We start from the raw sequence: 13,017 nt of genomic DNA on the forward strand, positions 1-13,017 counted from the left end.
AGGTGACAAAGATGACAACCAATACAACAACGACCACCTACCGCTCAGAAGAAATCGTGCCGTTCAGACGGCCCAAAGGGGATCTGGATAGTCGGTATATGCCTCAGGTGTATGCAATGGTGCGGAACTGGGCAAGTAACCCTGCTCAATATGGTGAGGGTGTACTGGCCTCCTACCGCCAACCGGCAGTAAACCTTGCCTACCAGGTAAAAGGAACTCGTGTTGTTTTAATTCTGGTACCAGTAGAGTGCGAGCCACCTGGAGTGATAATGACGGAAACAGTCCTGTGGCCGTCACTATCACTTGTAGAAGTCTTGCAGACCTTGCAGGAGGCCTGGCAAAATATTCCGGCGTTAAACCCCTGACGACTTCTGTCAATATCACCGGCTAGTGATTTACCTCTCTGCTGGTGGTCAGCCCGCCTAAGTTCAAATTATCTCTTTCTAAATTAGCCCGGATAAAAATCGGTCCCTCTAAAATAGCCTGCCCTGAGTAGGCTACGTCATACAAAGCGTTGGCCAGTCACCAGCTGGCTGGTGGCCATAATGCTCCACAGGATAAACCGTATCAGAACTACGCAAAGAAAAAGCCCCAACAATTTACCGATGGGGCCTTTTGCAGACATTTTACAGCCTTACCAATGATAGAGCGCTAAGGCTTCTGCTTAGTGAACAGACTTGCCCACAGATAATGGATAAAGTTGAGCAGAATGTATGTTACTCGTTGCTCGAATTTCATCGGGGCTTTGTACTTTGTCGTTATGTTATGAATATGAGTAAGGTCCGTATAGAGCCCTGGCGACTTCCTTGTTGACTTCAACACCGAACAGATGTGCTGAACAGACTCCGGTGTGAACAACCGTAGCCCTCGTCGTTGTTTGACTTTATGGATAAAATCGTCCATCCCCATACATAACCATTCCGGCTTGATGCCATCAAACTTACAACGTCCGTTTATGATGACGACATTGATACATTCCAGTTCTCTAGCCTTAAGAGCAGACTGAATAGCCCTGATGTGCCCCTGGTTTTGCTTAAACGGGTTCTGCAACTTGAGGGTTCGGGACTGAGTCCATTTCCGCCAGTGGCTTTCCTCCAGAGTACCGTAGAGCTTGCCTACGTAGTTTTTCTGCTCTATGACGTATATACCATGTGGGGCTACGAGAATGTGATCAACCTGCGTAGTGCTATGAGCCGACAACTGAAAGGTGAGATCACTAAGTAGCCCCTGAGCTTCTTCAGGAAGCCCAGATTCAATTGCCTTTGCAGTCCGCCGTTCCGCTATGGCAGAGGTCATAAATCCCAACAGACACAGCAACACGACGAAAATAAGGATAATGAAAGCTACCCCCGTAATGCTCCACAGCAGATTGAAAGCATCCATGTTACCTCACAGAGGGGTAGCTGGTGGCATTAACAGATTCTACTAAGCGGGTAGTGGTACCGGTAAGGCTCTCAATATTTGAAGACAGGCTCATCAGCATGCCGAGTGCAGAACGGAGATTACGATGAGGCTCATTGTAGTTTTTGAACGTGTCAGTGGAGTACATTTTTGAAAGACGTGTACGGATCTCTACTGACGTAAGATCTCCATCCACCAGGCCGTACTTAACTGCCTGAGGTGTTGGCCATACACGGCCTGAATAGAGAGAAACAGCATCGGCATCATGACGCGAGAGAAGCTTTTTACCCCGTCCAAGTTCAACATCAGTTATAAATTTTTCATGCATCGTGTTCAGGATCTCCTTCTGCATGAACTCCCTCGTTGAATCGGACAATGGGTGGAAGGGGTCAAGAGCATCTTTGAACTCACCGGCCGTAAGGGGCTCATTCTTGACGCCTACTGTGCTCATGATCTCTGACAGATTCCAGTGGTCCATACGCACACCGATAGAACCGATCAGGGCATTACTGTCGGCATAAATTGCATCAGCGGGCGATACCGCGTAATAGCATGCGGATGCGCATATGCCTTTCACACTAACGATGATTGGTTTATATGAGTCTGCGATATCAGAGAAAAAACGACCGGTACCGCTGGAGAGTACTTCGAGGGAGTTTTGCTTCGACCGTGCTTCATCGCCACGTTCTGTGCTCCCGGTTTTGTTACTCTTGTCAGCGGCTACAGATGAAAGAGAGCCACCGGCATCTGATACGCGTTCAATCTGTGGCTGGTGGTTTTTAAGCGCGTTTATCTGGCGGTAAATAATGATGGCGTCAGAGGGACCACCACCACCTGACTCTGCCTCGATAATAACTGCTTTGGCATGGGGATTATTGTAAGCTTTGGCAAGAGCTGTTGCGATCACTGTTCCATCGCCCGTTTCCGAGCCGGTACCCATCTCGCCAGAAATCCGTATTACAGCTATATGGTCTTTCTTCCCTTCAGCGTCCTGCCATTGTTCGTAAAGATTGTAGAAAGAAAACCCTACAGCGGTCATGGCAATTAGCGACATAGCAACTTTTGCCGTGGTATGAATGCGAAACATCTTATAAAAACGGTCAGCGTTATCATTGAGCGATTCTTTGATATTTGTAGGGGACTTCCTTTTTTTACTGCTTAACATCTGACCACCTTTACATGAGTTTTTGAAAGTTAGACCACAAGCGATTCAATGCAATTCCCAGTATCAATAAAGCGACTGGTGGGAAAAGTTGAGCGATATTGTTAAATAGTGACATATTTGGCATGACCAGGTAGACCATCGTTAAAGCACTGATCACCCAAAATGCTCGAAACCAAATACGATAAAACTGAACTGTAACCTTACCAAATACGTACCTCTTCAATTTCCACTGGTACATTCCATCTGCTAGCATGGCAAATAGATAGGGCAGAAAAACGATTAGCCACCCCAGGATTAAGTTCCACCGGAAAATGGACTGATAAAGTAAGAGGGGTATGTTTTTGGCCATAGTGTAATTAATAGAGGTAAATTTTTCAGCAACAATGTTAATACCTCTGGCTGGTTTTTTGGTGTCAGGGATCAGAATAGTATTCAGATAGTCAATTAACTTATAGTCATGTACCAACCAATTTAAAGTCGCTTCACTATTTGCAATGACAGACTTCCAACGGTCATTTGATATGATGGACCGGCTTGCATTAACCTCCTGAGTAATCTGATATTTGAGCTCCTCAGTATTCTGGAAAGCCAAGCTGTAACCAAAATAAATGACCATGCCAAAAAAAAGCATTGTTCTGAGCACTGCTGCCCTGCTTGTATTATCCGCAGCCATTGCTTTCCCTCCATTCACGAAAAAGAGCTAGCCTCTGATCGTGATTGCAATAGTTGTTACGCCACATCGTCGGGATACCCAGGAGCCAGTGGTACTGTTTAGGTATGATTTGGTCGATGAGGCTTAACTCCGCCAGTTCTTTATGCTCTGCGCTTTTCCACTCGATCTGTCCCACATCAGGAACAAATACAGCGGTCCTTGCTTTTGCGGCCTGGCGGGAAAATTCTATAAAGTTGATGCCCCACGGCGTCCAGTATCTGTACTGCTCGTTTAGGCCGATGTTAAACACCGGCAGAGAAAGAGTTGAGTCGGCAAAAGCCGAAATCACATTTTTGCAGACTCTTGGACTATCTATTTTTTCCTGTTCGGTTTTGAGATGAGTCAGCAGTGCACGGTCAATAATGCTGTTAAAGGTGTTTGTATAAAGGCCATTAGGGTCAGGAAGCTGATCTATGGCAGTAATGATTTTAAATTTTAACCGAGAAAGAAAGGGAGAGTCCTCAATAGTAACTATATGACTATGTGTTGTTTCTGGATGAATCTGGGGTTTGATGCGCTGTACTTGTTTAAAAGAGACACTACCTGGCAAATTAATGAATGCGCCCACCGTGCGTGTTAAATCGACGAAATAAGGCAAAAGATAACAACCAAGCATACGGGCATTCTTTTTTACAAGATCACACCGTACGTCATTGTTATCGAAAGAAATACGGAAACTAACGAATTTACGTTCAGGACCTTCGCTGGTGGTCAGTGATTGAATCCATTCATGGCATGATCCTTGTGGTACCGACCAGTAGCTGGTTTCACGGTCCCCAAAGGGATCAGTCGTGATCAACTCTCCCTTTAAAAGGAAAAGCTCAGACAGGGTATTTGCCATGGAGAATAGGGAATCGATATCGTTGCTCTGACAAAATTTTCCCAAATGATGAAACGCGTTTTTTTCTATCATAGTTAGCCGATCTCGAACTTCCTGAGAATCTGCGTACTTTAAACCCAAAGACTGAAAGCGCCTTTTTACGAGCGAGCGACATTTGCTGACTTTTAGTGCAGAGCTTAAAATTTGCTGGCGCGTCAGGACAATTTTTTCATCCATCAATGCAACTTCCTTAGAAATTTATTAAGATTTTTGATATCGAGATTTTGACGCAAAGTAACTTTTCCGGCCTTCTTGAAAAGCATTTCCGACAGAGTTGTGTTTGGCTTCATTTGTTTCTCAGCAACAGCAATAGGGATTTGGCCTACAACCTTCCTGCCATCTTGAAGCCTGGCAACTATGTGAAACATAGGGACCTGACCCAAGAGATCCTTTGGAATACTCTCTTCTAAAGTTGTCTGCTTTCTTTCTGAGATTGAACCTGAGAAGTTATTATGCGGCAAAGATGTTTCTGAACCGGTCGTATAAGTGACCATATTTGTGCTTATCGCACTCTTACCAAAGTTCTCTACAACAAGCGTCTGAGTAGGAGTATCGTTGACTCGCAAGCTTATATAATTGTTGCAGAGCCCCGTAATTCGATTGGCAGTTTCAACACTTGCCGCAGCAATAAAGTCGGAGATGGTTTGGGTGCAAATAAACAGTGCAATTTTCGCTGCACGACCCTGCGCCAGAAGGTTAATCATAGGGTTGTTAATGGCTGAGTGTGCCTCATCAACAAAAATACTTATCCTGGAATTAGCTGACATATCACCATCTTGAGCGTTGTAGCGACTACCGGCACAGGAGGTCAGATCTGACATTATTAATTGAGAAATAGCAGCTGCTGTATCGGGGTTTGAAAGGCCATCAAGCGAAATGTATAGCACCCCGCCAGTGCTGAACATCCCTTCGCTTGTTACAATTTCTCTTGATGATACTGAGTTCGGGTTAGGAGATAAAAGCTCATTTAAAGGTTTTTCAATGAGCATATCGAAAACAGGCATAATACCTGCGGTCATTTTAGCCATATGCTCTGGGTCGGACATTGAGTAATCAATAAGCTGGGAAACAGTATCTAACCAGTCTATTTGTTCGGACCCCTCGTAATTCATGAAATGAGCCGTAAACCATTCAGCGAGACGCTTGAAACGTACCGGCAAGGTATCGTTAGCGACGTACTTAACTTTTTCGGTCCAGACATCGTAACCATAATATCTCGCGTAACATGACTCCATTACCTTGACTGTAAGATTCACAATAGACATGTGGCTTTTCATGTTCTTGTGAATCAGATAAATAGAAGGCTTTTTCTCTATGTAAGAAAGCCCGGAAATCACATTGGAAACGAGAGCCTTGGCATACTGAACGAATGGGTTAACCTCACCGGGAACTGTCACCAAGCTCAAAAGACGAGATGTTAGGTCAGAAACATTAGTATAGGTGTTGCAGACATCAATACAGACCGAAGATGCTGGCTGGCCAGGATGAAATTTATAGAAAGGAAGACCGAGGGTCTTAGCCTCTTCCATTAGAGATTCTCGCCACTCTGCATCGTTCTTTGGATCTATGACAACAACAACATGACCAAGATGAAGCATGCTAATGCTTAGTAAACGCTGTAGCACCGTTTTCCCGGTACCCACGTTTCCGGTTATCAGAGTATGACCAAACCAATTGTCTTCAGTTACAAATATGGGTTCCCTACGTTCCACAGCAAAAATTGCATTGCTGCCGCCCATCTTACGAGCCATTGCGTCAAAATGTCTCTTAATTGGGTTGAAGACGAATGGCAACTCGATCTCACGTTTATCACTGGAGAGGTTAGCTATTTGATATGCCCGATCCGCATGTTCCGGACCCCACTCAAACCCATCACAAAAATAGGACTTTCGCTCGGGTATATCCTTATTTTTATTTTGATAATCCTGAACCAGTTGACGATACTTTCGCTCATTGGAGAAAAAGTTACTTTTGTTAATTACACGCAGTGAATCAAGACTAACGAACATGAAATGTCGCTTGAATACACGCCAATGAGCCATCAAAAATGGCGCTGCTGTTTTGCAACGATAAAGGCACAGCAAAAAAAGCAATATTGAGGTGAACAGAACTATTGGGGCGATGTCCAGTCCGTCTGAAGAAAGTCCCATATAAAGCATAGAAACCGAACAAATCAAAAGTATTGAGGCACTACGATACTCAAGAATAGGCCGATAAAAATTCTCTTGTGCATGGAGGTTAGTCCTCTTCGAATCTGACATTATAGGTTCCCAGCCTCTTTCAGGTTATTGATAATTCGTTCAATGTCCACTTTCGCCCGGTCTGATGCGGCCAGCAAAGTAGGCATGTTAAATGCATGGCATTTTGTATTGATCACAGCACCAGAATTAACGAGGTACTGAGGAAGCTTATTGAAAAGATCTTGAGCCTCTAACTGCGACCCAAATTTTTCCACGCAAGATTGGGTCAGATAGAGAGTATTAGGAGTACTTACCATAAATCTGTTTTTGCGCTTTCTTTTAAACGCCACCTCCATTTTGGACAGAATTTGATGCAGTACTAACGCAATTTCTACAAATTCAAGCTCTGTAACGTCACCTTCGCTTATAAGCGAGAATTCACCATTTTGGTCTGATTCAGTAGATGCAAAGACTTTACTGTTCAGATTGTGACCAGAAACAGGTGATGCTGGTTTTTGTACTTCTGCTTTGTCCGATGATTTATTCCGGTTGCGCTTGGGATTTTGTTTTTCTACCGGTGCTGTTGGGGCGAACAGTCTGGCCAGTGCTGGCGAAAGATGATGCCCCTTAGCGTCTGTGGGCGCATGCTCTCCATTTGATTCTTCAAGTACAGGAGGTAAGGCGGGCTCTTCACTTGCCATCACACTGGTTGCGGCTGCTTCGGTCTGGGAATACACAACTTCAGCTGGTGGTGGGCAGTTACCCTCAGTATCTGGTTCTGAGTTTTCTTGTCCTACAGAAACATCCATAGAGCGTTCATTCGTACCCTGGGGATCAGCGTTCTGTTCTCGGTTAAGTTCTGGTAATTCTGACGGCTCGGAGAGAAGCTTTTCATTATGGACCGAAGAGCTTGTTGCACAACTACCGACTTCTGGCCGAGAAACACTAAGCTGTGAGAAATCGGTATAATCAATGATCTCATGCTCTTCATCTTCTTTCTCAAAAAGATGTTGATAATGTTCATATTCCACAGCCTCAGTTTTCAGCGGACCAGTCGCGGATGCACTATCGGTTCCATGATATTCCACGTCGCCAGAATGTTCTTCGACTGCATTTACACGTGGGGGAGGCAGCTCAAGCGTTTGCTTTGGACGTGGGGCAGAGTTTTCAACAGAAGACTCATCATTAATCACTAATGCCTGATACATAGAAGTATTGAAAAGTGACTTTAAAGTTGTTGGCCTTCTTGGCTCATGATAGGTGAGCTGGAACCCGGCGCAGTTATCGCCGAGCTGGACTAAACGCAGATCGTCAATGTCCCTTACTATCCACATTCCATCGAGAGAGCCTTCTCTGAATGTCAGTTGGAAATAGGGCTCTTCACTGAATGCTTTTTCATCTAATCCCGGCAGCAATGCCATAGTGGTATCTATGTTGAGGTAGGGGACAGCATCAACACACACTATATAGTCATTGGAAAGTGGAGCGCTTAAAAGGAGTTCATGAAGTTGGTTGACCAGGACATGGGATTCCGTGTCCTTTGCCGATTCATCTTCACTTTCTTCTATATCAGGAATGACAGGATCAGCTGCTTCCTCACCCTCAGATTTAACTATCTGCGTGTCATTATCAATTTCATTATCACTTTCGGCTTTCTTCTCAAAATCGTCGGATGAGCCTTCATTTTTCTTAGAATGTATATCAACATCAATAGAGGCAGAGGAGCGGCCTAAATCATTAACCTTAAGAACAGCCGTCTCAACAGTATCAGTAATTTTAGTTATAACGTCCCGACCGGGCACTGGTCTTCTGTATTCAGTAACTGTTTTTTGCTCGTCAATGTAAATAAAGTCTTTATTGGCATTAACGCTAAAAAGACCCGGCACTGAGTCAGGGATTTTATAGGAATCAAAGATTAAACCAATCCACCTTAGCTTAAGAAGGTTATAGAATTCTAGTTTCCCTATCCCATTTCTAAAGATGTTTGATATTTCGTTTTCCGAATAGATACCCGGAATGAAGTAGTGAACGACACGCTCATCATCATAGGGCTCGACGTAACCACGTTGAACTAGGGATTCTACCAATACGGTCTTACCAGCCTCTCCCTGAGGGAAGTTATATTTATGTAATTCGAAATCATTGAGAACAAAATCAAGGAATGCGTTCTCGTTAAGGTATACCTCACCATTTACGATAATGATGTGCATAGGCTTAGCATTGTAATTGTTGATATTGATACTGGTAAAGTTGTGCTTGATGGTACTAATGGCCCTTGCTGCTGCATCATTAGAACGCAGACCCATGATAGGGTCACGTAAAACATTAAGGTCTGTACCAGTAGAATAGAAATCAGCGGTCCTCACGCATTTAGACAAAAAGTCATTCCCATCAGTATAAACGTTTAGGGCGGTGATCATTTTTGAATAAACACGTTCTTTATTTACCCGATCCAAAAATGCAAGACATACCGGGTTTAGGATTCGCTCAAGGAAAACGCTGGACCAGATATTATGTTGATTATGAATACGCTTTCGCCAGTGGATTTCGTATTCAACCACGTCATTTTCACGTGCCCAGTCAAGAAGACTTTGTGAGCTTGGCGTCCAAATGATCGGACTAGCTAAATTCAGGCTTACAATGTCGAGATCGTAAACCTTTCCGGCATCATGGACTAAACCACAGATAAACGCAGCATAGAGATATACTTTTCTACGGACTACTTCTTCATCTTGATATCCGATTGGTCTCAGTTCTGAGTGATGCGCATTTTTTAAAGAGAGTATGGCCACTTCCAGGCTGTGAGAAAGTAACCCACCAATACCATTATGATGATGATTTTCGGAAGCTGGCAAAAGATGTATCCAGCGAACATATTCAACCAAGGGCTTTAAAACTAAATTAGTAAATGTATATGCATCGTCCCTGATGTCGCTATCGCTGATAGCTAACATCATTGAAATTGAGTGCAGCTTTTCCCGATACAGAGACAGGATTGACTGTTCATTAAATGTCTGTATGCCCGTCGGACGAGTTGGATACTCGATGAATTTCAGGACTTCTGGATTTGGATGATCAGGAACAGTGTACTTCTGATCTCCTAGAATCTGCGCAAAAGGAGAGAGGCTTGATATATCCTCAATCATTACAGAGGTTGCATCATTCTCCTGAGATGAGAATATCCCCAAAATCCGTTTAATACATAAATACAGCGCCCTGAAATTCATCATCATACCTTATCGACGTTTGCCTGACAGTTCGGCTGCAATGTATGCCTGCACACTTTTATATTGCATTACTTTGGTGATGAACTCTGCTGGACTGTATGGCCCATCCTTACGGCGAGAAACATTCAGAGTCTTTTTCACATTCTCAACATATAAATTAATACTCTTTATAATGTTGTGAGACATAACCGGATAGTCGCTTACAGCCAGTAAACCCAATGAGTTGTACTCATACATTGTGTTCATGAGCTGGTTCATCTCGAAGATGTACTTGTAAAACCTCATGGTGTTGTGGTTATTGAAGTTGAGTTGTACTGGTTCAAAACTGAAAGGTACAAACTGAGTTGATGACATGAATGAGTCATTCTTGTCGAACTCAATTGACTTAATATAAGCAACAAGATTTTCTTTCATCTTATTGTTTTCTTCATGCAGCTCGTTGAACCAATCCTGAATAGCCTGAACAAGGTCAGGATGTTTAACTGCATCAACCGTTTTAAAGAGAGAGGAAATAGCGATACTCACATCATCAAAACCTCTGATGACTGCTCCATTTCTGGCAGTTAAAAACCGGTTAAAGTCTGGGGTGCCGGGGTTAATAATAACTTTGGCCATACCCTGGTGCTCTGGTCTACGTTGAGTAGAAGTTTGAGCGTTTACGCCTTGCTTTTTATTTGAACCTTTTACCATTACATCTTTTGGTTCAATGTTAATACGCTCATTGTCCGTGATAATTGCGTCGTTCATTGTGCCACCTTAGTTTTTGAGTATTGACGGATTTTTCGTCCAAGTTCGATATATGCTGAATGATAGAGCTCAAGCATTTCTCTGTAAGGCTCCAGCAATGCTTCCGTTTCAGAAATCATTTCGTATTCCCAGCTGGCATGGTTTACAAAACAGTTCTTAGAATATTTTCCACTTTTCATTGGTTGCACCCGTTTTGACATGTGGCTAGGCGCTCTTGTTTTATAAGGGCTGAACTGATGCCAAGTGATCGTTACTTTTCTGGCATTACCAATTAGCTCAACTTTTGGTGCGTAAGAACCCAGGTACTCCCTCTTTGGAACTTTGCTATGTCGGGTAAGGTTAATCTCTTGGTGGTTTCGTTCCTTCCACTTGATCCAGTATTTTGTAATGAGATCTTCAGCCTCAACACGCAAACCTTCAATCTGAGCACGTAAATTTTTACGTGTTAGCTCTATAGAACTTATAAGATTTGAATTACTCATGACGCCTCCTGATGTGAAATTACTATACCGGAGGAAATTTCCGTTTTTTTTCACGAACAGAAGATTTTTGAATGCTCTTTGATGAGGGAATTGAACAGATGTAATGCACTCGCTGTTTCCCCCATTCGGGAGGGGCCTTCAGAAACAGTAACAGCGAGTTTAGCCTCACTTCCATCGCTACCCCCTAAAGTTACTTTTGACAGAATGACCATTGTGGATTATTGCTTTTGATAATGTGCATTGCTCTATTAAAGTTATACATATATCTAGTGCCACTTTTCCAAAAAAAATGACCCTATGGAACTTTGTCCATAGTGACACTTTTATAAAAAGTGACCCTATGACGACATTACATAGGGTCACTTTTCAAACATAAGTGACCCTATGTGAGGCATTCATAGGGTCACTTTTCTTTGTTTAGTGATCCTATGTAAGCATGAGGTTGATGAAAAGTAAAAATGTCAGTTTATGACGGTCAGTGAAAGACGTCGTTATTCTAATCCAACGTTGGGAGGGGCTGGATTTAGGTTTTTTTTTAATCGCTTCACATTTCGTTAGCATGCGCAGGAATTTTTGATAAAATTCTGGTTAGTTTGGTTAAAAAGTGTTACAAGTAAGCGGTGTGGTTGAAGGGATAGATTTAAGGCTTATTCAAGCCTTAAGAAAATACTAAAAGTTACTTTTCACCCTACCGAACACCTAACAAAAAATCCATGTTGAAGATTTGAACAATTGTAATGGCGCAAGGACAATCAGCACATGTCAGAATCTGATAATTTAACTCGTAGCTTACTCGGTAAACTTTTCCGCACTGAGATTTCGCTTATTCGTAGTTACCGTGCATTTTTAATGTTATTGCCTGTGCATGGATCTTCTGCATATCAAACTGGGACTCCTCTTCTCCAGCGTCGCCTATTTGGGAAAGGATTTAGTACAGCCGCTGATTTAGCTTTTGAAGTGGAAACACGTCCAGGTAGTTTTTTGGTTCCGCGTACACTCGGAAAGGAAATTACATGGGAGAGGTTTTTTTCTGCGGTCTTGGACGGTGATTCCAATGTAATTCGTGAATATGATACAAATGATATTGACTATGGTATTTACGATGCCGGTGAAAAAGTGACTTTTCTGAATGGTACAGTGGATATCTATAATCCCAAGAAGATTCATGAGTTGCGTTCTAAATGTGTTGATATACAGAATGACTACTTTATGCAGGTGTTCTTTATCTCAATGCTCGCACCAGAGTTTGTAAGTATTTTCTTTGGTTTAAAACCAACTACAGCTGATGCTATTAAAGACATTGGTTATTCATCGTTAAAAACAATTAACGATGTCGTTCTTTTCCCACGTACAATTGCTTTCTCACAAGGGCATATTGAAGAGAGTGTTTCACTTAAAACGAAAGTTTTTGCCTGGGCTTATGAATTGTCTGCTGACATCCGGTTAGGAAAAGTTAGTGATGATTTGATGGAACTATTACGTTATGACACTATGTTCACCAGTCACCGTCAGGATGTGTTCAACACTTTAACAAATAAAGTTATGTTAAAGGATTATTGATATGGCAAAGGTCGATCAAACAAAAGCTAATGCTCTATTGCGAGCAGCAAGAACTATGTCGCTTGGGGCAAATAAAAATACAATACGAATTTTGTACGGTAATCATGTTGCTGAAAATATCGATTTTGAGCCTGGTGCAAAAACAAAACTCAAAAAAGGTATCCGGGGCTGGAGCAAACGCACAGATAACCGCCGAGCCTTTTCTGCTGTTATTGATGTCGCAGTTAACTATTTTGGTTTTGATCCAATAAATCCGGAAGCGAGTTTTCGGCAAATTGACTTCAACCGAATAATGAGTGTCCTTCATAATCTGGGATACTTTGTATGCGCACCGGAAGTTAATAAAATAATAGAAATCCTTACTTCTATGAAAGAAATTGAAGAACTAGGTGCCTGCGAAAAATGTAAACGCCCATACATTGTGCCAGTGACAAATGATGCTCATTGTCCACGTTGCAGATTATCTTCAACTGCTTCAGCCATAGAGAGGTATTCTCAAGAAGAATTAGATTAAATTTAAAAAAGATATCGCGAAACTTGCCTTGTCTGAATCTAAATATTGACTTAAGTCAAATTCTGTTGTTTGCTTTACAATCAAATATTAGTTACAACTTAAATATCAACTCTTGACAAGTAAAGATATAATTTGATTTTTCTTTATTC

General features: G+C 42.4%; 11 protein-coding genes. 3 read left to right on the plus strand and 8 right to left on the minus strand.

The window, feature by feature from the left end; all coding sequences use genetic code 11:
- The first annotated feature begins 11 nt into the window (after window positions 1–11).
- Window positions 12–365, plus strand: a complete 354-nt coding sequence (locus ACOTX7_RS19065; protein ID WP_000210769.1) for a hypothetical protein — start codon at window positions 12–14, stop codon at window positions 363–365.
- Between the two features lie 286 nt (window positions 366–651).
- Here the strand turns inward: ACOTX7_RS19065 and ACOTX7_RS19070 are convergent, their stop codons facing one another.
- From ACOTX7_RS19070 to mobI, 8 genes are read right to left on the minus strand one after another with little or no spacing between them, the layout of a single operon-like run.
- Complete coding sequence (locus ACOTX7_RS19070; protein WP_000338612.1) at window positions 652–1,383, minus strand: nuclease-related domain-containing protein; 732 nt, start codon at window positions 1,381–1,383, stop codon at window positions 652–654.
- Window position 1,384: 1 nt separating this feature from the next.
- Entirely contained in the window at window positions 1,385–2,566 is a 1,182-nt protein-coding gene (locus ACOTX7_RS19075) for a S49 family peptidase (protein WP_000952985.1), read from the minus strand.
- Between the two features lie 10 nt (window positions 2,567–2,576).
- Window positions 2,577–3,239, minus strand: a complete 663-nt coding sequence (locus tag ACOTX7_RS19080) for a DUF4400 domain-containing protein (protein WP_000718549.1) — start codon at window positions 3,237–3,239, stop codon at window positions 2,577–2,579.
- Window positions 3,226–4,335: a hypothetical protein gene (locus ACOTX7_RS19085; RefSeq protein ID WP_000343600.1), complete on the minus strand. Its 1,110-nt coding sequence runs from the start codon at window positions 4,333–4,335 to the stop codon at window positions 3,226–3,228. The genes ACOTX7_RS19080 and ACOTX7_RS19085 overlap by 14 nt, the downstream gene beginning before the upstream one ends.
- Complete coding sequence (gene traD, locus ACOTX7_RS19090; protein WP_001284073.1) at window positions 4,335–6,419, minus strand: conjugative transfer system coupling protein TraD; 2,085 nt, start codon at window positions 6,417–6,419, stop codon at window positions 4,335–4,337. The genes ACOTX7_RS19085 and traD overlap by 1 nt, the downstream gene beginning before the upstream one ends.
- The gene (gene mobH, locus ACOTX7_RS19095; RefSeq protein ID WP_001011152.1) at window positions 6,419–9,565 is read right to left on the minus strand and encodes a MobH family relaxase; all 3,147 of its coding nucleotides are present in this window, start codon (window positions 9,563–9,565) and stop codon (window positions 6,419–6,421) included. Before mobH ends, traD begins: the two co-directional genes overlap by 1 nt.
- A gap of 9 nt (window positions 9,566–9,574) precedes the next feature.
- Window positions 9,575–10,312, minus strand: coding sequence for a hypothetical protein (locus tag ACOTX7_RS19100; protein ID WP_000995978.1), 738 nt, complete (start codon window positions 10,310–10,312; stop codon window positions 9,575–9,577).
- Entirely contained in the window at window positions 10,309–10,794 is a 486-nt protein-coding gene (gene mobI, locus ACOTX7_RS19105) for a conjugative transfer protein MobI(A/C) (protein WP_000071885.1), read from the minus strand. Before mobI ends, ACOTX7_RS19100 begins: the two co-directional genes overlap by 4 nt.
- 759 nt (window positions 10,795–11,553) lie before the next feature.
- Here mobI and ACOTX7_RS19110 point away from each other — a divergent pair.
- Window positions 11,554–12,354, plus strand: a complete 801-nt coding sequence (locus tag ACOTX7_RS19110; protein ID WP_000004208.1) for a hypothetical protein — start codon at window positions 11,554–11,556, stop codon at window positions 12,352–12,354.
- Between the two features lies 1 nt (window position 12,355).
- Window positions 12,356–12,868 carry a hypothetical protein gene (locus tag ACOTX7_RS19115; RefSeq protein ID WP_001140952.1) on the plus strand — a complete coding sequence of 171 codons (513 nt, stop codon included), beginning with the start codon at window positions 12,356–12,358 and terminating at the stop codon, window positions 12,866–12,868.
- Window positions 12,869–13,017 lie beyond the last annotated feature (149 nt).

This window comes from Enterobacter cloacae complex sp. IR5418, from assembly GCF_049238105.1.
Taxonomy (GTDB): Bacteria; Pseudomonadota; Gammaproteobacteria; order Enterobacterales; family Enterobacteriaceae; genus Enterobacter; species Enterobacter hormaechei.